The organism is Paenibacillus athensensis (genome assembly GCF_004514475.2).
Taxonomy (GTDB): Bacteria; Bacillota; Bacilli; order Paenibacillales; family NBRC-103111; genus Paenibacillus_AL; species Paenibacillus_AL athensensis.
Window position 1 is genome coordinate 39,611 of record NZ_MYFO02000009.1, and the last position, 22,253, is coordinate 61,863.

Consider the following 22,253-nt stretch of genomic DNA (forward strand, 5'->3'; position numbering starts at 1 on the left):
AATCGAAATGATGATGAAGCGAAGATTGGCGAAAATGAAGCTACCGGTGGCGATTTTGAGCATGGCCGCCATCCTGTCGGCCTGCAATGCCGCAGGGGAGGTCCCTGCGAGCGGGACGGAGGCGGGTGAGGCCGCGGCTGCGGGCAAGACGAAGACGGAAGCTTCGGCGTCTGCGTCGTCCGAGCCGGCTGCGGCGATTGAGAAGGCGACGTACAAGGAAAACGACTTCGCCACCGACTGGACGAGCGAGAATCCGAGCCGAATCGTGCTGAGCGGCAGCCAAGCTGCGATTGAGGGGACGGGTGCGAGTGTGAAGGAGGGCGTGCTGACGATCAGCGCCGGCGGGACCTATGTGCTGAGCGGGGCATGGGCGGACGGTCAGATTGTCGTTGACGCGCCGGAGAAGGACGAGGTGCATCTCGTGCTAAACGGGGTAGAGGTCAAGCGCAGCGGCAGCGCGCCGCTATACGTCAAGGAGGCCGATAAGGTGATTCTGACGCTGCAGGACGGGACGACCAACACGTTCGCCGACTGGACGCAGGGAGCGGGGGAGGCGGCCGAGGATGAGCCCGATGCGGCGATTTACAGCAAGGCGGACTTGACGGTGAACGGCGCCGGAACGCTGGTCGTTCACGGCAGCTACAAGGACGGCCTCGCCAGCAAGGACGACTTGAAGGTGACGGGCGGGACGCTGCAGATCGACGCCAAGGACGACGGGCTGCTCGGCAAGGATTTGCTGGCGGTCAAGGACGGCAAGATCTCCGTGGTGGCAGGCGGCGACGGGATGAAATCGACCAATGACACCGACGCGGGCAAGGGCAACATCGCCATCGAGGGCGGCGCGTTCGACATTCAGGCGGACGCCGACGGCGTGCAAGCGGCGGGCAGCATCCGCATAGACGGCGGCACGTATTCCGTCGTGACCGGCGGGGGCAGCGCCAAGGCGGTGATGAAGACGGAACAGAACGGCCCGATGGGCGGCAATGGCGGCATGCGCGGTCCGGGGCCGGTGAATGGCGACGGCGGCATGCAGGGACCGGGGCCGGTGGACGGCGATGGCGGCATGCAGGGGCCGGGGCCGGTGGACGGCAATGGCGGCATGCAGGGATCGGGGCCGGTGGACGGCAACGGCGGACCTGGCGCTTCCGGTTTGGCGGCCAGCAAGGCCGATTCGCAAGCAGCGCAAACGACGGAAGAAGCGGAAACGGTCAGCGCCAAAGGGCTGAAGGCAGCGGCCAATCTGACGATTGCCGGCGGCACGCTGACGATCGATGCCAAGGACGATGCGCTTCACAGCAACAATTCGCTGAACATCATCGGCGGGCAAATCCAGATCGCTTCGGGCGACGACGGGCTGCATGCCGATACGGCGCTGACGATTGCCGGAGGAAGCGTCAATATTACGAAAAGCTATGAGGGCATCGAAAGCGCGTTGATTACGATTGACGACGGCACGGTGAACGTCACGTCCAATGACGACGGCTTGAATGTATCCACGGGCGGAGACAAGCTGGCCATCAACGGCGGCGAAGTGACGGTGGATGCCGAGGGAGACGGCTTGGATTCTAACGCCTCAATTGTAATGACCGCAGGCCATGTCGTGGTGTACGGCCCGACTGCCAACAACAACGGCGCTTTGGACTATGACGGCACCTTCGAGATAAGCGGCGGAACGCTGATTGCAGCCGGCAGCTCCGGCATGGCGATGGCGCCCTCCGATACGTCGGCGCAGCTGTCGGTCGGCATGACGTACAGCACGGCGCAGGCGGCAGGGACCGAGATTGCGGTGAAGGATGCCAGCGGGGCTATTGTAGCCAGCGTAACGCCGACAAAGACGTACCAGTCCGTTGTGATCAGCTCGCCGGATTTGCAAAAGAACGGAGCCTACACCTTGTATGCAGGCGGTCAGAAAGTCGTGGATTTCACATTGGCCAGCCAGGTAACCTGGGTGAATGAATCCGGTGTGACGACGGCGCCGTCGGGACATGGTGGCATGCCCGGTGGCGGAGGCGGCCCCGGAGGCCGGGGCGGCGGCGGCATGAGAGGCGGGCGCAGTATGCAGCAAGGCCAGCAGTAGAACGCGGCAAGCCGGCAGATGATTGCCGGCTTGTCGATTCGATCGGCGATGAAAGGAAGGGAAAGCTGTGAACCCACATCGACGGCGGCGCAAAGGGCTGCTCATTGCGGCTCTGACCACACTTCTTGCAGCAGGTGTTTGGTAAAGTCTGGCGGATCGATAGCTCATTGGCAGGTTGAGCCGGGCATGCCGCTGTCGCTTGCCAAGCTGCTGGTCAAGGGTCGGCTGTTTGCCTTCTGCTACTGGATGCAGCGCAAATACGTATATGCCTCGCGGCCTCAGCCGTGCGGTTACTGCACAAGAAAGAGCTTCAGCAACGTGAAAAACAGCAAGGGCTCCCCACGGCTATAACCGGGCGGGAGCCTTTTGGCATGCGCTGGTCGGGAAGGGGCGGGCAAGATGCAGACCGGATCAGACCTGCGGTTTCAGCCGGACGCCCTCGACGCGGGACGGCGGCAAAAGGCCGGCTCTGGCGGTGCCGCTCAACCGCTTGCCCTGAACGGACACATCGAATTTGAGATTCAACGACATGGGCTTGGTAACGCGTTGCGACCACATCATGCGGTTGCCTGTGATCACCGGATCGACGAAAGCGACGATGTCGTCGCCTTGCGCGGCGCTGCCTCGCAGGACGCCATCGCGGGCGATAATGTGCAAGACGACTTGCTGCTTGCCGATTGGCGTGAAAATCGTTGTCTGCCAAGAGCCGTCAAAGACGGCCGGGCTGTCGGCGGCCGTTTCGTCCAGCGGGGTTGCTGCGACCGGATTCGGTGCGACCGATGTCTGTCCGGCCTGAAGCGGCGCGTCGGCGGGCTCGGCTGGGGCACCGGCCGTATGGGCCGGTACGCGGCCCTCGGCTCGCCATACGGTACCGCGGCGCTCGTATTCAAACAGCCGCTCCACCGCATGCGCCACCTGCGGCCCCCATTCGCGTTCCACCAGATACAGTGCCACGTCCAGCCCTGACGTCACGCCGCCGCCCGTAACCAGACGCCCGTCTACAACGACTCTGGCGTCCACGAATCGCGCGCCTGTTGCGACCAGCGCCTCCCGGCCGAGCGTATGCGTGGAGGCGTAGCGGTCGGCCAGCAATCCGTCCATCGCCAGCAGCAACGAGCCGCCGCATACGGTAGAAACCGTCAGGCGCTCATTGCGCAGCGCTTGCCTTATGAGCGGCATCAGCCCGCTGTCCTTGGCTGCCAGCAGTTGGGCGACGACGGAAGTTGGCCCGATATCGGCCGGATCAACGCTTCCCATCGCCCCGGGGATCAGCACAATGCCGCTTTTGTCCGGGTCGAGCGCCCCTGCAGCCGGCAGACCGGGACCGTTCATGCCGCTGGGAACGATACGCGCTCCCTCTGCACTGACGAAGCTGATTTGCAGCGCGTCCGGGCAGATGAGCTGCGCGGCGGCAAACACCTCATAAGGCGCTACGGCATCCATCAGATCGAAGCCGTCGAACAAAACCATTTGTACACTCAGCATCTGTTTATCGTCCTCCTTTGCGCGGTCGGGCAGGATTGTTACGCCAGCTTCTCGCCACAGCTTCCGCGGCAAGCGGCAGCAACACCATCGTGCCGATCAAGCCCCCGGTGTAGGCGGTCTCGTAGGCCAGCCCGAACATTGCGGATAATAGCGTCAGCAGCAGATGGATGCTCGGATTTGTAAAGCAAAAGGCATAGCTGCGCAGCATCCAGCGGCGATGGAGATCGAAGCGTCTTCGTTTAATTTGGATCAACGCCGTCGTGGTGACAGCAAGCCAAGCCAGATTCCAGAAGTTGAACAGCATACTGACGAGCCGCCCGCCGGTCGCATACGGAGCCATGTAGCCTGAGGTCACCACTACGGCCAGCACGCATATCACATAGACGTACCCGATCAACCTGTGCAGACGCAGACGAACCTTCATTGCGCCCGTTGCGATGTTGACGGCTCCAGCAAGCAGCCCCGTACAAGCCGCTGCAATATGCACATCCAGTACGGTTAACCAGACCGGCACGCGAATGGCGCGGCCCATTCCGGACTTGTGCGCGAGAAATTCCGCAGCTCCCGGATCGGCGACGAAACGATTCCACAGCGTCCAGACAATCAGGATCACTGCAACGGCCATTAATCCGCCGTATAAACGTCCCTGCTTCATCAAAACTCCCCCTTAACAGTACTTCCATGACTGTTTCCCAGTTTACCGGCAAGCTGTCTCAAGAACGCGGACATCAGCGTCACAAAACCGTCTCAAACCCGTCACGACCTGCACCGACCACCCTGCCGCAAGGCCAAAACGTGTTATACTGATCCTACATTCCGGTCCGTATCGGGCCTCAAAGGTTGGGATTGCCATGAAGCCAGCGCCGACGATTCTGGTCGTTGACGACGATGTCAGCATTGCCTTGCTGATGAAAGATTTTTTAGCCAATGACGGCTTTCAGGTCGTGACGGCTCACGATACGCCTTCGGCGCTTGCTCTCTTCGAACGGCTGCCGGTCGACGGGCTGATTGTCGATGTGATGATGCCTGGACAAGACGGCTTTGAACTATGCCGAAAAATTCGCGAAACGAGTCAGGTGCCGATTTTGTTTCTCAGCGCGCGTGACGACGATTTGCACAAAATCCGCGGACTTGGTCTGGGCGGGGACGATTATATCGTGAAAACGGCTTCGCCGGTCGAGGTCGTCGCACGCGTCAAGGCGGTGCTGCGCAGATCGGGCGCATCCGCAAAACCGGAGACGGAAGCCGTGATCAATTATGGTCGGCTGCAGTGGAATGTGAAGGCTCGCGAGGTATGGGTCGACGGCTCTCCGGCAGCGTTGACGCCTAAAGAATACGAGGTGTTCAAGCTGTTTGCCGAACACCCGCGGCAGGTGCTGACGTATGAGCTGCTGCTGGAGCGTTTCTGGGACGGATTTGGCGACAAGCATACGGTGCGCGTGCTGATCGCTCGCTTGCGCGAAAAGATGGAGCCCGAACCGGACGCGCCGCTGTTTATTACCAATGTGTGGGGCATCGGCTATCGGTTCGAGGGTTAAGCGCGATGAGGACGGTCAAGGTGCGCACGCTGTTGCTTGCCGCTGTGTTCCTGATCACGACATTGTCGTGGATGACGTATGTGGTCGTGCTGCTCGCCGAAACGGGATCGCTGCGGATCGGAGACGGGGAGCCGAGCCGGACCGGACTGGGGCTGGCGGCGGTCATCGGCCTGCTGGGAGGAGTCGCTGTATTTGGATACGGCTTGCACCGTTGGGTCATTCGCCCGCTGGAGGCGACGGCTGCTGCGGCGCGGCAAATTGCCGAAGGCGAACTGGAGGTAAAGCTGCCGTCATCGGGCGTGCGGGAGATTGCCGAGGTCAAGATCGGGTTCGAGGCGATGGTGGCCGGATTGCGCCGTTCGATGGAACGCCAAGGCACATTGGAGGAGGAACGGCGTTTTGTCATTGGAGCGATTGCCCATGATTTGCGCACGCCGCTTTTTGCCTTGAACGGATATCTGGAGGGGCTGAAGCGCGGCATTGCTTCGACGCCCGAGCAGGTCGAACGTTACGTCAACGTGTGTATGGACAAATCGGCACAGTTGGACCGGCTGGTTGCGGACCTGCTGATCTTTGCCAAAACGGAGTACATGGAAGCGCAGCTTCAGACGCAGCAGGTGGCGCTTGCCGGGCTGTTGGGCAAAGCAATCGAAACGATCAGCCATTTGGCCGAAGCCAAGCAGCTTGTTTTTCATTTAACTGCGCCGCCGGAGAGCAACCAAGACAATACGGTCTGCGCCGACGCGTATTTGCTGGAGCGGGCGTTTAATAATCTGCTGGACAACGCGGTCCGGCATACGCCCGGAGGCGGCGTCATTCACGTGTCCTGGTCACGGAGCGCTGCTGGAGCAGAGGTCGTTATTCGCGACTCGGGCACGGGCATCCCGGAAGCGGAGCGGGAGCGCGTGTTCGAGCCGCTATACCGTGGAGAAGCGTCGCGCAATCGCGAGTCGGGCGGCAGCGGGCTGGGACTGACGATTGCACGGCGGATTTTTCAGGCGCATGGCGGTCATTTGTCGATCGCTAACCATCCCGAAGGAGGAGCGGTGGTCACGGGCTGGCTGCCGATGCAGCGGAATCCCGCGGAATAAGGGGAACTTGAGCGCAGGTCTGACCAAGCTTTTCAGATAAGCTGCGGCAAGGAAAGAAAGAGGGATCAAATTGAAAGCGGTCATGGCAATTGGTGTAAAATCTTTACTGATGTTGATTCCGACGATCCTCGCTTTATGTTTGCTGATCCGTTATTTTCCTGGTACGGGACTAGGAAGAATTGTGGCGATTCCTGAAATCATCTTTTTTAATTCGCTCATCGCCGGTTTTGGAACGGTGTTGATCGGGAAATATGCCGCACGGCGCAGAGGTCTGGCTATGGCCGCTTATTTTTTGGTGCTGCTGCTAACTCTTGCATTTACGCTGGCGTGGTATCCGCAGGAAATCGGCCCGCCTGTGACTGTTCAATTATGGAGATTGCTTTTTGAGTAGCAGCAGGGGCAGGTTCAGCTTTAGCCGGGTCTAAAAAAATGAAGGGCGACCAGCCCGCGCAACGAATGTCACCGCTCTGCACATAAAAGGGACTACGGACCAGCGAGCTGCTGTCCATAGTCCCTCTTTGGCTGCTGTGCCGTTTGCGGCGGCATCGCCTGTTACACGCGCGTCGGCACGGCCAGCAGCCGCTTGATGTCGCCGACGATTTTGTCCGGCGTTTCGTTGGGGCCGAACCGTTTGACGACGCGACCATCGCGATCGACGAGAAATTTGGTAAAATTCCATTTAATGGATTTAGTGCCAAGCACACCGCGCGCTTCGCTGCTTAAATGCTTGAACAGCGGATGGGCGTCGGCACCGTTGACGTTGATTTTGGAGAAGAGCGGGAAGGATACGCCAAAGTTCAGCTCGCATACCTGGGCGATTTCCTCGTTGTGCTCTGCTTCCTGGTTGGCGAATTGGTCGCAAGGAAAGCCCAGTACCGCGAAGCCCTGCGGCCCGAATTCGTCATGCAGCTGCTGAAGTCCCTTAAATTGCGGCGCAAAGCCGCATTTGGTCGCCGTATTGACGATCAGCAGCACTTGTCCCGCATAGTCCGCTAACGTTTGTTGCTCCCCGCGAATGGTTTTCACATCATAGGAATAAATAGACATATCGAACGCCTCCGTAGCCTGTAGGGTAACTTCTCTCAATTAGATTGTATACAATTAAATTTGATACGTCAAATATTTCGTGCTACAATAAACGTAAATTGACTTGCAAGGGAGCCGGAATCATGACGACGACAGACCATCAGCTCAAGCTGGAGAATCAGCTTTGCTTCGCTTTTTATGCGTGCTCGCGCGAGATTACGAAGCTGTACCGTCCCATTTTGGCTGAGCTGGGTCTGACCTATACGCAATACATTACCCTGCTGGCTTTGTGGGAAAAGGACGGCGTCGGCGTCAAGGAGCTGGGCGAGCGCTTGTATCTGGATTCAGGGACGCTGACGCCGTTGCTCAAGAAGCTGGAGACGACAGGGCTACTCACCCGGACTCGCAGCAAGGCGGATGAGCGCAGTGTTGTGATTGAACTGACCGCAGCAGGACGGGCGCTCAAGGAGCGGGCGGCGGAGGTGCCGGGCAAGCTGTATGCTTGCGCCGGGCTGCGTGAAGAGGATTTGGCCGGCATTCGCTCGCAGCTGCAAGCGCTGCTGCAGCGGGTTGACGCCGACGCCCAGGCTGACAGGAACGCAAGGTAAAAGGAGGACGACGGGTGCCCGTTATTCGACTGGAATTTGATGTTGCAGCGCCGCCTTCCGTTTGCTTCGATTTGTCCAGAAGCATCGATTTGCACATGGCATCGACGGCTCCTACCAACGAGGTGGCGATTGCCGGACGCACCAGCGGGCTGATCGGGCTCGGGGAAACGGTGACGTGGGAAGCGACGCATTTTGCCATTCGTCAACGGCTGACTTCGGAGATTACAGCGTTCGAGTCGCCGGTTTATTTTGTGAATGAAATGGTGAGCGGTGCTTTTAAGCGTTTCCGGCACGAGCATCGGTTTGAAAGCCGCGGCGAGGGGACGCTGATGACGGATATTTTTGACTATACCTCTCCGTTGGGACCGCTTGGGCGGCTGGCGGATGCGCTGTTTCTTTACCGTTATATGAAAAGGCTGCTGGTGCGCCGCAACCTGTATATCAAGCAGGCGGCCGAAAGCGGACTCGTCTAGCACGGGGCGGATGGACGCCGGACTGGCCCATATTTGATCAGGGAGGTGGTACGAATGGCAATTCGGGATTGCCGGATTGGCAAAAGCTCATGCGAAGCCAGGTAAGGAGGCGATACTTTGCATGGGCATAACGCTTGAATAGCGTCGCCTGGGTGAGTGCGAGATCGTTTTTAATACTTGGCTTTGCCGCAGATTTGCATCCCATTAACGAAAAGGGGCTGATCCTGTATGCAGGGACCATTTATTAGAAACCATGAATATAATTTTTTGAACAAACAAGCGGAGCTTGTGCAGCGTGCGCTGCGGACGAATGCCGGCGCGAATATCGTGCGTTCGGTCAGGGAAGAAGCAGCCGCTCAATTGGCTGCGTTGTTTGTCGCGGCGACCGAGGACCAGAAGCGCCTGTTGCTCCGATTGCCGGAGCTCGAAACGGCGGAGCAGCTTGCCGCCTACTGGCAGGAGCTGCAGCCGTACCGGACGGAATTTCCGTTGCTGGGGGACAAGCAGCTGCAGAAGCTTTTTCCCAAGGTAAAAAAGCTCAAGGCTCCCGACCTGTCGGAGCTTGATCGCCGTCGTCTCACGTATTTCGGCTGGACGGATCTGGCCATGCACAGACTGTTTATGGTCTATCCGCTGGACGGGCGAATGGTGGGAATCGAAGGGAGATTTACGCCAACGGGCAAAAAAGGGTACTGCTTCATCTGCGGTCGGCACGAGGAGCTGGGTCTGTTCTCGGCAATCTCCCGCAAGCGTCCTGCGCATGCTTCGCCGGATTATTATAAAGCAATTGGTAATTACATGTGTGCGGATAGTCGCGTCTGCAATGAAAGTGTGACGGACCCGGGCGCATTGGAGAGATTTATAAGCGCAGTATTGGATTGAGGAAAACGGTTCGCAGTTGGTGAAACGATGAAAGAGGCCGCCTGGGCATATTGTATGCCTTGGCGGCTTCTTTACGTGTGTTCGGCAGCTGTTCGTCGCAGGCAGCGGGTTACTTGCCGGCAGCTTCCAGCTCGGCGATTTTCAGCTTGTATTGCTCCAGCAGCTTGCCAAGCGCGGGGCGGATGGTTGCGGCGTCTTGGGACGGCGCGACGCGAGCCAGCTCCAGCTTTGCTTGCAGGAAGGACAGTTCGGCTGCGGACGGTGCAGCTGCGATGAACATGACGGCTTTGGCTTCGCCTGGAGCGTCAGCGGCTTCGGCACGGACTCCCGCAGGTGCTTCGGCAGTCGGTGACGGCAGCAGCCGGACGGCTTGCAGAAGGTCGGTGACAGGGGCGGTGAAGGTCACCGGAACGGTTACGTCTGGAGCTAGGGGCAGCTCTTGCGTGGTTACACCGTTGACGGTTTTCTCGATGGTGAGTGCACCGGAGCCGTCATCGCTGTGGGTGATACGCAGCGTAGCTGTACCCTTGGCCGCGGCAGGCTCGACCGTTTCTACGGCGCTGGGGCTGTCGTCGGCGTCGGTCGGCGCAGCCAGCTCGGCGGGTGCCTGCAGCGGGGCGGGCGACGTCCACGCCTCGAGGTCGAGCTGGCCGGCGTTGGCCGGGCCGCACGCGTTCAGCGGCAGCGCCGGCAGGGCGGGCAGCGTCTGGGCAACAGGCCCGGCCGTCAGCGCCTCGACGCCTGTGGGTGCGGCTTCGGCTGCGTTGACGTCTGGCGTCGGCGCGGGTGCAGGAGCCGCGGCCGTGGCGTCGCTGCCCGGGGCAGGCGCGGGTGCCGCGACGGCGATGCTGCCGCTGTCGAGCGGCGCGGGGGCCGGAGCAGCACCTTCGTCGCCGCTGCCCGCTGCCCGGGCTGCAGCCGGCTCGGCCTTGACGGCGACGTCCGCCAGCAGCCGGTCCTTGCCGCCGCCCGCCTGGGCGTAGCGCTCCAGCGTCGACTGCCAGTCGGCTGCCGTTTCCGGCGCGTAGGTCTGCGCGAGCTTCAGCGGGTCGGCCGCAGCGATCGGCGCGACCGCGCGGGTTACGTCCAGCTTGCCATCGCCGCTGCCATCGCCACCGTCAGCCACGGCCTCAGCCGCTATGCTGACGACCGCGTCGCCGTCGCCGGTCGCCGCCGTCGGCGCAAAGCCGAGCTCCTCCGGCAGCCGCCACGTCAGCGACGCCTGTGCTTCGCCGCCGCCGATGCAGCGGGTCACGACATTCAGCGTCTTGCCCGAATCGGCAGACGAATCGGCTGCGCTGACTGCAAGCGGAGCCGCCACCGTACATAGCAGCAGCGCGGAGGCGGTCATTTTTTGCACCATCAGTTTGGTTTTCATGTTCAGAAACACTCCTTCTCGGGGGGATTGGCTTACAAGCTCCAGAATAAGGGCGAGAGGTGGCAGAACTGCGGCTGAATTATGGAAAAACGATGGCATTCCCCTTTTACCCTGCGCGTTCCTTTATAATGGAGGGGAGAAGAAAGCGGGAGGAAGCCGCATGCCGAGTCCATATTTGATTGCAATTGTTGACGACGACGAACACATCCGCGCGCTGGTAGAGGCGTATTTGAAAAAAGAAAATTACCGCACGATCGGCCTGGAAAGCGCCGAAGCCGCTTGGGCGCTCCGCACGGAGCAGCCGCCGGACCTGTGGGTGCTCGACATCATGCTGCCGGGAATGGATGGCTATGAGCTGTGCCGGCGCATCCGCAGCGAAGCCGACGTGCCGATCATCATGATTTCTGCCAAAGACAATGATGTCGATAAAATCATGGGTCTGGAGCTGGGCAGCGATGATTATCTGGTCAAGCCGTTCAGTCCGCGCGAGCTGGTTGCCCGCATCAAGCGGCAATTCCAGCGCTGGGAGAAGTTTCAGGAGGCCGGGACGGGCGCGGCGGATAAGCCGCAAGGAGCGATAGAGGCGGCTTCGGCCTGTTCGCTGCCGCTCAGGCTGCTGCTGGAGGAGCGGCGCGTGTTCTGGCAAAACGCCGAGGTCGAGATGACGAACAAAGAGTTCGAGATGTTAAGAGTGTTTGTGGATAACCCTAACCGTGCGTTTACGCGCGACGAGCTGCTGACGCTCGTATGGGGCAACGATTATTTCGGCAGCGACCGCGCCGTGGACCATTTGATCAAACGCATGCGCAAAAAAATCGAGCAGCTGCCCATTGAGGCCGTCTGGGGTCACGGCTACCGGATGCGCGTGGAAAAAGCGGAGGTGTCCCATGAAGCTCATCCATCAAATTAATCTGGCATTCGGCGTATCGCTGGCGCTGATGCTGACCATTACCGCCGTCGTTATTCATTACGTGCTGCTGAACCATTTTATCGATACGCAAAAAAATGATATGCGCACGATGAGCGCGTCGCTGACCGAAACCTTTCAGCGGGCGACGACAATCGGCGTGCTGAACGAGGGGACGGCCGCTGCCGGAGGTACCGCCGCCTTGAGGGATCTCGTCATTCCGGCGTATGCCGACATCCAGGCCGTCATTACCGACGATGCCGGCAATGTGCTGTCGGAATTGGCCGCCCCGGTGCCGGCGCTGCCCGTAGCGATTCGCGCTGCTGCTCCTGCCGCTGCTGCTGAGAATAACGCCTCGCCAGTAACGGCTCCGATTGCATTTCTTCATACTGCTGAAGTAGCCGGCGCGGCTCCAATGGCGGTGTCCGGTACGACTGGAGCGAGCAGCCGCGAAACCTTTCTCGTACAGGCCAACCCGATTCCGCAAGGCACGCTGACGTTGTTTACGCCGATGACGAGAATCAAGGCAATTGAGCGGGAGCTGCTGGTCCGGCTGCTGCTGGTGTTCGGAGCGGGCAGCGCGCTGATGTTCGGGCTGAGCCTGCTGATCACCAAGCGGCTGATCAATCCGCTGGTTCGGCTGCGTACCGAGCTGCGCAAAATCAAAGCCCGCAGCTTCGCCGAGGTCGAGCTGATCCGCACAGGCGGCGAGATTGGCGCTGTGGCGCAGGCGGTGTACGACATGGCGGGCGAGCTGAACAAGTTCATTCACGTGCAAAAGCAGTTCGTCCAGAACGCTTCGCACGAGTTGAAAACGCCGCTGATGTCGATTGCCGGATACGCCGAAGGCATCCGCGACGGGGTTTTCGAGGGGGAGGAGGCACGCAAAGGGCTGGATATTATTCTTAGCGAAAGCGGGCGCATGACCAATATCGTGACGGAAATGACGCTGCTGGCCAAGCTGGACAGCGAGGAGCATATTTTTCGAATGAGCGAAGTCGGCGTTAAGGAGCTGCTTGCAGAAACGGCGGAGCGGGTCAATCCGCTGCTCGTCCGCCGCGGGCTGAAGCTGCATCTGATCTGCGAGGCCGATGAGGAGCTGATTATTCAAGGCGATCAGGACAAGCTGCTGCAGGCGCTGCTGAATATCGTATCAAACGCCATTCGTCACGCCCGCCGCGAGATCGCGATTCAGGCGCGTCCGACGGCCGGAGGAATTGAGATTGCCGTCACCGACGACGGACCTGGCATTGCCGAGGAGTTGTTGCCGTATTTGTTCCAGCGATTTATGAAGGGCAAAGACGGCGAATCGGGCTTGGGACTGGCGATTGCCCGCGCCATTGTCGAACGCTGCGGCGGCCGGATTACGGCCGGGAACGTACAGGGGGGCGGCGCGGCCATTACACTCGGCTTTGCGGCGGCGGGCGGGTAAGCCCCAGACATGCAGAGGTGAAAGTCGAAGGGCTGGTCCTGCTAAAAAAGAAAACAGGCGTATAGGAGTCGTTCCCCATACGCCTGTTCGGGTTGTCGTGCATCCGGCACGGCCAACCAACCAATTGCCGTCCGGCAACGAGAGGAGAACCCTGCGCTGCCTGATCCGGCCATTCTTTATCGTCTTCAAGCCTCTACCTTTTCAGCTTGTTATACCCCTTGTCGCCATAGGGCTCCAGCTTCTCCAGCCACAGCTCCAGCAGCGCGTCGACTTCTTCGCGGTACTGCTTGGCCGCCGCGGGATCGCCGGCAAGCTCCTCGCGTGGCTTGATCTGGTCCAGCTCTTCGAAGACGAACGCTTCCGGACCAAACGTTGCCCAGTCCTGCTTGATTTCATGATGCAGACAATTGTTCATTTGCTTGCAAAAATTGAAGCGGTTCAGCGTACCGGGCAGATCCATACTGCCATCGACGTACACTTTGCCGTTGCGGACGTTGCGCAGCTGGTAGACGCCCATCGGCCGAAACGTTTGCGTATAGGTCGAGGCCAGCTCTTTTTTGCGGTTCTTGTCCAGTGTCACGTGGCTCCCTCCGTTTCTAATAGCCCATGTCCTTCAACAGCCGCGACAGGGTGCTCAGCCGTTCGCCGTTCAGCTCGTCGTCATTGCTGAGCGCCTGGCTGAACAGCTTGATGTCTTGGGCGATTCGTTCGTTATCGGTGCAGACGGCAACCGTCATGGCATCGCCCTGCAGGCCGATGCGGTCGAGGACGGGATTCTCGGTATCGTAAAGCTCCTTGTAGCGATAGGCGTCCTCGCGAAAATGCAGCATCGTCCGGCACACGAGAATCGCCAGATCCAGCACGCGGTGCAGCGGCAGCTCCTCGGATTGGCGCGACCATTTCTCGCCGGTATGCCGCCAGACCTTGGCTGAAATATCGACCTGTCCGCGGTCGTTCCATTGGGCCAGTCCCAGCGACAGCCCTTTGGCGTCGGAGTTCTCGGCATAGCGCCCGTCCACGTGCTCGTAATTCTCGGAGACAATAACCGGCTTGTGCTTCAGCGTAGTAGGTATATTCATCAGGGTATCCCTCACTTTGTCAAAAGTTATATGCAAATTTCATTCAGTAATTTACTAAATTACTAACCAACAAAATCTATCTTAGCTCACGGTTTATTAAAAGTCAACCATCGGCCGTCCGCCATGTCCTGACAGCCGCCGTCCGGCCGGCACCGCGCTCCGGGAGTCGCGCGCCTGTTGTGCCGGCTCAGCGCGCCAGCGCCCTGCCAGGCAAGCGGCCGTCCATTAAGCGGAAAGCCCTCCGCCTGATCTGCCCACATGCATAGGCGCTGTCGGCTATTGCCGCGGCGCCCACAGCATGATGGCTACGCCAAGCAAGCAAACCGCAGCGCCCAGCCAGTCGTACAAATCAGGCGCTTTGCGGTCGACCAGCCATCCCCATAACACAGCCAGCACAATGAACACGCCGCCATATGCAGCGTACACGCGACCGAAAGCCGGAAAGCTTTGCAGTGTCGGCAAGACGCCATACGCAACCAGCACCAAACTGCCGACGATGCCATACGTTACCGACCGGCCCTCCCGCAGCCACAGCCAGACCAGATAACCTCCGCCGATTTCGGCCAAGCCGGCCGCAATAAACAACCATGCCGCTTTCACGCGTTTTGCGCTCCTTTCTTCAATGGCCTTGCGGCGACAACGCCGGCAAGTCATCTGTTAGCTTTGCTTCCAGTATAGTGGAGTTGCGCGGGTCTGCCTATCGAAAATAAGCATCGCTGCCCGCGCATCAAACTCAAAAAACACCGGCGGCAGGCCGGAGAGAGATTCTCCCGGCTTTGCCGGCGGTGTCTTTTCACAAGCTTCACGCTTCTAATACAAGTCAAACATATTGATTTCATAGCCGAGCGTCTTCATATACGTGAACAGCTGCGCGCGGTGATGCTGGGCGTGCGTGACGATCTCAATCAGCCATTTGGCCTGCACGCTGCCATGCTCCAAATAAAACGGCTTGGTCCGGCGATGCAAAAAATCCTCCTCGCTCAAGCTCTCCATATACAGCTTCACGTCGTAAGCGCCGGCCGTCATCCGGTCGATCAGCTTCTCTGTGTCCGTATCGGCCGCGATTTCCGCTTCCAACTGGCGAAGCTCGGCTTCGCTTTGCTCCTGCAGGATCAGCAGGTCTGTCGCGGGGACAGAGACGAGATGGTGGGTCAGCTCCAGCAGCGAGCGCATGCGTTCTTGCGGGCGGTAATCCCAGTGCTCGGGCGAGATTTTGCGGATCAATCGCGAGGTGGTGTTGACAATCAGCGTCAATTCTTCGAGAAGCAGCTGCTTCATTTCCTGTGTGGCTGGCATCGGGATTCGCTCCATTTCTGAAAAAAAGTAGGTTCACAGTTTATTCTAGCGTATAATAGTGACAGTTATTGTCACAATCCTAAAAAATAAATGGGAGCTTGTATGCCCAAATCCAAGCGTTTAATCGAACTGATCATGGCCGTCAATCGAAAAAGAACGTTTACCGTCAAGGAGCTGGCCCGCGAATTCGGCGTCTCCTCGCGGACGATGCAACGCGATCTGCAGGAGCTGAGCGAGCTTGGCGTGCCGCTGTATGCCGAGGTCGGTCCGCACGGCGGCTACCGCGTGCTGAACGAACGGATGCTGCCGCCGATTGCGTTCACGGAGGAGGAAGCCGTGGCGATTTTTTTCGCCAGCCACGCGCTGCGGCATTATGTATTTTTGCCATTTGCTGCGGAAATTTCCTCGGTGCTGAGTAAATTTTATTCCTATATGCCTGCCGACGTGCGCGAGCGCATCGATCAGATGCGGCATCGCGTCGATTTCCGCGCGCCGACGCAGCAGACGCCGTTCCCGCATCTGGCGCTGCTGCTGCATGCGGCCATTCGCCAACAAACGCTGGCGGTTGAATATGAATCGCCGGACGGTAGCCGTTCTACGCGCCGCATTCAGCCCGTCGGCATATACGCCAGCAACGGCTTGTGGTATTGTCCGGCCTATTGTTTGTTGCGCAAGGACTTCCGGCTGTTCCGCTGCGACCGGATTCACGATGCCGTCCCCGACCCTGTGCAGCGCAACGCGCTGGATCTGGCGCACATTCATCTCGACAACTGGGAGGATCAAGCCGCGGCCGAGCGCCGCTTCATCCGCTGCCAGGCCGAGCTGACCCGCGAGGGCGTGGAGCGCTGCCGCACCGACGCGGCCTGGCGCGGCACCGTGAATGTACGCGAGGACGGCACGGGCTGGCTGGACGGCGCAATCCCCTGCGGCGACCTGACGTTTTTCGCCAAGTACTTCATTGGCATGGGCAACGAGGTGACGGTGGTGCAGCCGCCGGAGCTGATTGCGTCCATGAAGGCGCTGCTGCGCGGGATTTTGGCTAAATATGAATAAGGGCGCGTTTGTATGAGCTTGCGAGCGCCATGTGCAATGTCAAAAGGACCCTGATCCCGCCATTTTGCGGAATCAGGGTCCTTTGTTGATGTTGCGCCGAATCCGTCGCGGTCCGGTGCGAGCGTTCCGCCGTCAAGCCGTCCCCGCGCCATGCAAGCCATGCAGGCCATGCGACGGCTGGCCCGTCCTGCCACGCGCGGAGCGCGAGTCCGCCCAGATCCGCGCAGGTCTGCCCAGGTCCGCGCAGGTCTGCCTAGGGCCGCCCAAGTCCGCCTGAGCGTAAAGCGAGCTGTCAGGTGTCTACCTTTTGCAGCTTGGCCGGATTGTTGATTTTGTAAGGGACGGGGTGCTTGGTCAGCTTTTTGGCGACGATTTTGCCCTCGAACGCAAGCGTGTCGCCCACCTCCAGCTCCAGCTTTTTCAGCGTGGCGCTATGACTGGACCAAGCCGTGCCGATCTCGACCGGCGGATCTTCCTCAAGGGAGACCGCTTCATAAATGATGACCTCGTCGTCTTCTTCGGTAAAATGATTCGGCACGCTGGCGAATTCCTTCACCGTCGCTTTCATTTTCACCTTGCCTTCGGGCAGCTCCAGCTTGGACGCTTTTTTCGCCTTTTCCTTGGGCGCAGCCGCTTTGGTCGCCTTGGCCTTCGGCGCTTGAGCCGGCGGCGTTTCATCGGCGCCGTCATCATCGGCAACCGGCGTACCGCTGTCAGCCGCTTGCGCCAGAACGGACGCCTCCGGCTTGTCCGCTTCCGCGCCGGCCGGGCCGGCTCCGGCGTCTTCGGACGCCGCGGCGTTTTTCGCGCCGAAGGTAGAAGCCTGCATCTCCTTCAGATAGGAAGGATGGATGCAGTGCAGGGCGCCGTTCTCAAACCGGATCACGGCGGTCATATCGTCGATGTAGCCGGCGATCGTGCAGGTGAGGCTCATCCCGCTGTTTTTGTAATAAAACGCCTTGGTTTTCGCCGCCTTCTCGGACAGCAGCCCCCAGGCTTTGCATTTCTCGATTTGCTCGCTTTCGTCTTCAAAAGCGTTAAATGCCTCGGGGGAAAGGATGAATGCAGGGACCATAAATCGCTCCGCCTTTCAGGGTTATAGCTCTAGTATAGAATATTATCCCTGAGAATCAATATTTCTACCTTGCTGACGCTCCAGAGGTGGTCAAAAATGGAAGTAGGCGCAGACCTCCAATAGAAGCAGGGCGATGCGAAGGCAGGCCGCGGAAAGGGAGGCGGGGTTCGCGAAGCAAGCGGCTTACGGCATCGGCAGACGAGAAGCGCTTTGCGGTACGGATGTGCAGGCTGAAGACCATATTGAATCGCTAAGGAGGGAATTAAATGAGAAAATTTTCACAAGATCCGAACGGTACGAAAAGGCTGCTGTCGCTGTTTTTGATTGCGGCTTTGCTGGTTGCGCTGCTGCCGTCGATGGCGCTGGCTGCCAACCGCGGGCCGTGGGCACCGAATGTGGCGTATGCCGTCAACGATACGGTGACCTATGGAGGCAGCACATATACATGTATTCAAGCGCATACATCGCTTACCGGCTGGGAGCCGCCGGTCGTTCCGGCATTGTGGGGCTTTGTATCGAGCGGCGGCGACACGCAAGCGCCGTCTGCGCCGGGCAACCTGCATACAACAGGCACAACGACCTCCAGCATTTCACTGGCCTGGAACGCTTCGACGGATAATGTCGGCGTAACCGGCTATGACGTCTACCGCGGGGGTTCGCTGGTCGGCAGTGTCACCGGCACGTCGTATACGAACACGGGCCTGAGCGCCGGTACGACATATTCGTACACGGTCAAAGCCAAGGACGCGGCAGGCAACGTATCGGCGGCCAGCGCTTCGGTCAGCGCCACGACGAATACGACGGGCGGCAGCGACACGCAGGCGCCTTCCGTACCGGGCGGCGTCACGGTAACCGGCACAACAACGTCCAGCGTATCGTTGTCGTGGTCGGCTTCGACAGACAATGTCGGCGTGACGGGCTACAACGTCTATAACGGCTCGACATTGGCCGTCAGCGTAACAGGTACAACGGCTACCGTCAGCGGTCTGGCGTCTGGCACGACCTATTCGTTCACCGTCAAAGCAAAGGATGCCGCAGGCAACTTGTCCGGCGCCAGCTCCGCCGTCAGCGCAACCACGAACACGACGGGCGGCGGCGGATTGCCCAAGCATACGCTGACCGGCTACTGGCACAACTTCGTCAACGGTTCGACAAACCTCAAGCTGAGCGCAGTGCCAAGCAATTATGATATTATCGTCGTCGCCTTCGCCGACATGGATCCGAGCAAGCCGGGCGGCGTTACGTTTAACGTGGACTCCGGTCTTTCGTCGGCGCTGGGCGGCTACACGAACGCCAACCTGATCAGCGATATTCAAGCCAAGCACGCGCAAGGCAAAAAAGTCATCATTTCCATCGGCGGTCAAAACGGCAACGTCAACCTTGGTAGCGCTTCCCCGAACGTGACGAACTTTGTCAACAGCATGTACGGCCTGATTACGCAGTTCGGCTTTGACGGCATCGACATCGATCTGGAGAACGGCCTGAACGTCGCCAACCTGTCCAACGCCGTACGCCAGCTCCAGCAAAAAGTCGGCTCCGGCTTCATCCTGACGATGGCGCCGCAAACGATCGATATGCAAAGCTCCGGCACGTCATACATGCAGCTGTACAACAACCTCAAGGATATTACGACTGTCATCAACGTTCAGTACTACAACTCCGGTTGTATGCTTGGCCGCGACGGCAAATGTTATTCGCAGGGCACCGTTGATTTCCTCACGGCGCTTTCCGACCTGACGCTGCAATGGGTTGCGCCTTCGCAGCTCGGCCTCGGCTTGCCGGCGGTTCCTTCCGCGGCAGGCGGCGGTTATGTGAGCCCGACCGTCGTCAACAACGCGCTGTCATGTCTGGCCAATGGCACAAGCTGCGGCTCCTACAAGCCGGTTGCCAAATACCCTTCGTTCCGCGGCGCTATGACGTGGTCGGTCAACTGGGATGCGACAAGCAGCTACAACTTTGCCAACACGGTCAAACCGTTCCTGAACTCGATGCCTTGATCGGCATCATAACAAAGGGCTGTTCCTGTCCGAAAGCTAGATAATCAATCAGGCAGGCATTCCGGCAAAAAAAATGAAAAGATGCTTCCGCAACCCCGATCCTAACGGGGCTGGAAGCATCTTTTTTCGTCATGCGCACAAGTCTTGGCGCGAATTTCAAAATCCTGTAGCAACGTGTGCTTCGCCCGCTACGAGCAGGGCTCGCGAGCCCTCACTGCTTCAGCAGGCGTACCACCAGCGCGTCGCCGGATGCCGAGACGTTCACCTCGGCAAACCGCGCATCGCGCTGCACATCGCCGCCGGTGCCCTCGGGCACGAAAAACGTCTCGATCCCGAAGCGGAACCCGGCGTAGCCGGTCCAGCGGCCATTGATCCGCACCTCACCAGGCGCAAGCGCCTCGTCGGTGCGGTACAGCCGCTGGAACCGCCAGACGCCGCCGCTATCGGGAGCGAGCACCAGCGCCGCCCGCGGCTTCAGGTCCAGCGCCGCTCGCGCCGACTCGGGCAGCTGCGCAGGCTCCGTGATGTCATAGCGCAGCTGCACATAATCGCCCTGGAGCAGCGAGCGCGGGTCCAGCGGCGCAAGCTCCAGCTTGATTCGCTGCCCGTGGCTCAGCTGCCATTCGCTGCCGGCGATTTGCGCCGCCAGAAACACCAGCTGCAGCGCGGTCAGCCCCGCTGCAGCCCACAGCCGCCGGCGGGCGTGCTTTGCCGCCCCGGCCGCGCTTGCGGCCGCGCTGTTCGCACCCGTGGCCGCATTGGCCGCGCCATTCACGCCTGCTGCGCCCATCGCGTCCATCGCGCCCGTCCAGCCGCCCGCGCCGCTATCGCCGTCTGCTGCCGCAACTCCAGCGGCCGCGCCACCGCCAACGCCGCCATCGGCCGCGCTGTCGCCACCGTCGCCGCGCGCAGCCCGCCGCGCATACCGCCGCTCCAGCCATGCCGTAGCGAGCCAGATAAGCAGGCCCAGCGCAGCAAGGCTGAAGGACTTGTGCAGCAGCTTCCACACCGTTTCATAATATTTGTACACGAGAAACGCGATCCACAAAATCAGGCTGCTCGTATAGATCGCCCTCTGACGGTAAACGTGGCTGATAAACAGCGCCGCCGTTGACACAGCCAGAAAAGCGAAATTGCAGGCGTAATACGCCGCACCCTCCACAGCAAACGTCAGGGCAAAAAAGCTCAGCAGCCAGCCCGGATACACGCAAATCAACAACGGCTTGCGCAGCGATTCCGGCATGCGCTTGAAGGCAGCGCTCAGCGCCAGCAGACCGAGAATCAGCCCCGTGACGGCAAGTCGGGTAGCTGCGCTGCGCACGGGCAACAGCTCATGGACCGTTTGCCACAGCAGCAGCTCGCCGGCCACACAATAATAACAGCGCTGCAAGAGGCCCGCGTTATACCAGCAGCCGACGGCGATCATGGCAAGCAGAATGAGCAGCGCCGGCAGCGAGTAGGAAGCGTGGTCCAGCAGCAGCGCCGACTGCGAGCCAACGATCAGGCTGATCGTCGCCAGCGTATAACGCACGACCGGATTCAAGTGACGGGCCGCAATCATCGCCGCCAGCACGACAATGCCAAGAAAGACGAGAATGTTGCGCGGATCATCGATATTCAGCACCACAACCAGCAGACCGATCAGGCTGGCAGTGCCGATGACGGTGCCGACGGCGATGGCCGCTGCCGTCAGCACGCGGGCTACCCAGCCAAAGTACACGGAGCGTTCGGCTGAAGCTTTGCGCTCGCCGCCCTTTTCTCGCGGATCGACTTCCTGCTCCGCGACTGCTTCCTGCACAGGCGGCCGGCCCTCCGCTTCGTCCTGTCCGCCTGCAAAGCGCAGGATGTACTTGAGGAACAGCACATTGCCGGCGATGAACAGCGCGACGAACAACAAACTGAACAGCATGAACGCTTCGTTGGCATAATGAAACAGCAGCTCGCCGTACTTGACGACGGCAAAGACCGATACGCCGATGCCGCTGAGCAGCAGATAAAGCTTGTTGCGCGTCCGGTGAAAGTGCCAGATGCCCGCCGCCAGCAGCGCCACGAGCGGGAAATTGAACAGCCAGCCGTAGGCTTCATTCATAAAAGAAATGCTGATCTGCAGCAGAAGCGCGTGCACCGTGATGAACGCCAGACAGCGCACGACCGGGGAATTCGGCCGCCGCAGCGCCGTTAGCGTGTACAAGGCGGCATTCCACGCCGCCAGGCCAAGCAAAATGCCGATCCGCTCCAGCTCCGTATAGGAGAAGCTGCCGTCGGACGGGAAGAAATAAAACATGTAAGCGCACAACGCCAGCAGCCAAGCCAGCACGTCAAAGGGCTGCCAGCGGGTCAGCGCCGCGAACAGCACAGCCGGCACGAACCAGACCGCAAACAGGCCGTAGCTGTCGGCGTGCGAATTGTAAATTTGTCCGACTAGCGCAACGCCAACCCCGAACAACAGGCAGCTGGACAATAACGCCAGACGGCTGAGAAATTGCCGGCCCGGTCTGCGGGCCAGCCAGACTGACGCGCCGTACAGGGCAGCAATCAGCACAAAAACGGGGAAGAGCTTGGCGAACCGGCCCATCACCCCCCAATTGGAAGCATAAAAGTAAACGATGGCCGCAAGCAGCGAACCGGCTCCGAGCGCATAGCCCAGTTGAACGTTCGTTTTCATCGGTCGTTCCTCCTTTTCAGACAAAGCCGATACGTCCTCTATTGTACCGCAACGGCATTGGCTGAAGAGTACTATTTTACCATAGTACCCGGATAGAGCCGGCAATCACGCCGCTCTTTGTCATTTGTACCCGCGCTGCGGAATGGCTGAATCACTGCTGCGCCCGCCGGACACAAGACTGCATTCATGCG

Annotated in this window: 21 protein-coding genes; 11 read left to right on the plus strand and 10 right to left on the minus strand. The window is 59.9% G+C overall.

Annotation, left to right across the window (positions count from 1 at the left end; all coding sequences use genetic code 11):
* Window positions 1-7: 7 nt before the first annotated feature.
* On the plus strand, window positions 8-2,077 hold the full coding sequence (locus B5M42_RS25375) for a carbohydrate-binding domain-containing protein (RefSeq protein WP_209280734.1): 2,070 nt from the start codon (window positions 8-10) through the stop codon (window positions 2,075-2,077).
* A gap of 411 nt (window positions 2,078-2,488) precedes the next feature.
* Here the strand turns inward: B5M42_RS25375 and B5M42_RS16545 are convergent, their stop codons facing one another.
* Complete coding sequence (locus B5M42_RS16545) at window positions 2,489-3,562, minus strand: DJ-1/PfpI family protein (RefSeq protein WP_134754007.1); 1,074 nt, start codon at window positions 3,560-3,562, stop codon at window positions 2,489-2,491.
* A gap of 4 nt (window positions 3,563-3,566) precedes the next feature.
* The gene (locus B5M42_RS16550) at window positions 3,567-4,217 is read right to left on the minus strand and encodes a DUF2306 domain-containing protein (protein ID WP_134754009.1); all 651 of its coding nucleotides are present in this window, start codon (window positions 4,215-4,217) and stop codon (window positions 3,567-3,569) included.
* Between the two features lie 196 nt (window positions 4,218-4,413).
* On the opposite strand from B5M42_RS16550, the gene B5M42_RS16555 reads away from it, so the two are divergent.
* From B5M42_RS16555 to B5M42_RS16565, 3 genes are all read left to right on the plus strand, one after another.
* Complete coding sequence (locus tag B5M42_RS16555; RefSeq protein WP_134754011.1) at window positions 4,414-5,100, plus strand: response regulator transcription factor; 687 nt, start codon at window positions 4,414-4,416, stop codon at window positions 5,098-5,100.
* 5 nt (window positions 5,101-5,105) lie between these two features.
* Complete coding sequence (locus B5M42_RS16560; protein ID WP_134754013.1) at window positions 5,106-6,191, plus strand: sensor histidine kinase; 1,086 nt, start codon at window positions 5,106-5,108, stop codon at window positions 6,189-6,191.
* 70 nt (window positions 6,192-6,261) lie between these two features.
* Window positions 6,262-6,582, plus strand: a complete 321-nt coding sequence (locus B5M42_RS16565; protein ID WP_134754015.1) for a hypothetical protein — start codon at window positions 6,262-6,264, stop codon at window positions 6,580-6,582.
* 161 nt (window positions 6,583-6,743) lie between these two features.
* On the opposite strand, the gene B5M42_RS16570 is transcribed toward B5M42_RS16565, so the two are convergent.
* The gene (locus tag B5M42_RS16570) at window positions 6,744-7,238 is read right to left on the minus strand and encodes a glutathione peroxidase (RefSeq protein WP_134754017.1); all 495 of its coding nucleotides are present in this window, start codon (window positions 7,236-7,238) and stop codon (window positions 6,744-6,746) included.
* Between the two features lie 122 nt (window positions 7,239-7,360).
* Here B5M42_RS16570 and B5M42_RS16575 point away from each other — a divergent pair, with 122 nt between their 5' ends.
* The 3 genes from B5M42_RS16575 (at window position 7,361) to B5M42_RS16585 (ending at window position 9,180) form a co-directional block, all read left to right on the plus strand.
* Entirely contained in the window at window positions 7,361-7,825 is a 465-nt protein-coding gene (locus B5M42_RS16575) for a MarR family winged helix-turn-helix transcriptional regulator (RefSeq protein ID WP_134754019.1), read from the plus strand.
* Window positions 7,826-7,839: 14 nt separating this feature from the next.
* On the plus strand, window positions 7,840-8,298 hold the full coding sequence (locus B5M42_RS16580; protein ID WP_134754021.1) for an SRPBCC family protein: 459 nt from the start codon (window positions 7,840-7,842) through the stop codon (window positions 8,296-8,298).
* 228 nt (window positions 8,299-8,526) lie between these two features.
* Window positions 8,527-9,180 (plus strand): FusB/FusC family EF-G-binding protein, encoded by a 654-nt coding sequence (locus B5M42_RS16585; RefSeq protein ID WP_134754023.1) that lies wholly within the window; start codon window positions 8,527-8,529, stop codon window positions 9,178-9,180.
* A 109-nt stretch (window positions 9,181-9,289) separates the two neighbouring features.
* Here the strand turns inward: B5M42_RS16585 and B5M42_RS16590 are convergent, their stop codons facing one another.
* Window positions 9,290-10,558, minus strand: a complete 1,269-nt coding sequence (locus tag B5M42_RS16590) for a hypothetical protein (RefSeq protein WP_134754025.1) — start codon at window positions 10,556-10,558, stop codon at window positions 9,290-9,292.
* 160 nt (window positions 10,559-10,718) lie between these two features.
* On the opposite strand from B5M42_RS16590, the gene B5M42_RS16595 reads away from it, so the two are divergent.
* Window positions 10,719-11,468 (plus strand): response regulator transcription factor, encoded by a 750-nt coding sequence (locus tag B5M42_RS16595; protein WP_134754027.1) that lies wholly within the window; start codon window positions 10,719-10,721, stop codon window positions 11,466-11,468.
* Window positions 11,446-12,897 (plus strand): sensor histidine kinase, encoded by a 1,452-nt coding sequence (locus B5M42_RS16600; protein WP_134754029.1) that lies wholly within the window; start codon window positions 11,446-11,448, stop codon window positions 12,895-12,897. Before B5M42_RS16595 ends, B5M42_RS16600 begins: the two co-directional genes overlap by 23 nt.
* A gap of 193 nt (window positions 12,898-13,090) precedes the next feature.
* On the opposite strand, the gene B5M42_RS16605 is transcribed toward B5M42_RS16600, so the two are convergent.
* From B5M42_RS16605 to B5M42_RS16620, 4 genes are all read right to left on the minus strand, one after another.
* Window positions 13,091-13,477 carry a GIY-YIG nuclease family protein gene (locus tag B5M42_RS16605; protein ID WP_134754031.1) on the minus strand — a complete coding sequence of 129 codons (387 nt, stop codon included), beginning with the start codon at window positions 13,475-13,477 and terminating at the stop codon, window positions 13,091-13,093.
* A gap of 16 nt (window positions 13,478-13,493) precedes the next feature.
* Window positions 13,494-13,976: a DUF6530 family protein gene (locus B5M42_RS16610; RefSeq protein ID WP_134754033.1), complete on the minus strand. Its 483-nt coding sequence runs from the start codon at window positions 13,974-13,976 to the stop codon at window positions 13,494-13,496.
* Window positions 13,977-14,252: 276 nt separating this feature from the next.
* Entirely contained in the window at window positions 14,253-14,576 is a 324-nt protein-coding gene (locus B5M42_RS16615; protein WP_230632955.1) for a YnfA family protein, read from the minus strand.
* A 210-nt stretch (window positions 14,577-14,786) separates the two neighbouring features.
* Complete coding sequence (locus tag B5M42_RS16620) at window positions 14,787-15,272, minus strand: DinB family protein (protein WP_134754037.1); 486 nt, start codon at window positions 15,270-15,272, stop codon at window positions 14,787-14,789.
* 102 nt (window positions 15,273-15,374) lie between these two features.
* Here B5M42_RS16620 and B5M42_RS16625 point away from each other — a divergent pair, with 102 nt between their 5' ends.
* The gene (locus tag B5M42_RS16625; protein ID WP_134754039.1) at window positions 15,375-16,325 is read left to right on the plus strand and encodes a helix-turn-helix transcriptional regulator; all 951 of its coding nucleotides are present in this window, start codon (window positions 15,375-15,377) and stop codon (window positions 16,323-16,325) included.
* A 292-nt stretch (window positions 16,326-16,617) separates the two neighbouring features.
* Here B5M42_RS16625 and B5M42_RS16630 read toward each other — a convergent pair whose 3' ends face one another.
* Complete coding sequence (locus B5M42_RS16630) at window positions 16,618-17,400, minus strand: hypothetical protein (protein WP_134754041.1); 783 nt, start codon at window positions 17,398-17,400, stop codon at window positions 16,618-16,620.
* Window positions 17,401-17,666: 266 nt separating this feature from the next.
* On the opposite strand from B5M42_RS16630, the gene B5M42_RS16635 reads away from it, so the two are divergent.
* Window positions 17,667-19,397 (plus strand): fibronectin type III domain-containing protein, encoded by a 1,731-nt coding sequence (locus B5M42_RS16635; protein ID WP_134754043.1) that lies wholly within the window; start codon window positions 17,667-17,669, stop codon window positions 19,395-19,397.
* 211 nt (window positions 19,398-19,608) lie between these two features.
* On the opposite strand, the gene B5M42_RS16640 is transcribed toward B5M42_RS16635, so the two are convergent.
* Window positions 19,609-22,167: a GDYXXLXY domain-containing protein gene (locus B5M42_RS16640; protein ID WP_407946128.1), complete on the minus strand. Its 2,559-nt coding sequence runs from the start codon at window positions 22,165-22,167 to the stop codon at window positions 19,609-19,611.
* Window positions 22,168-22,253: the final 86 nt, after the last annotated feature.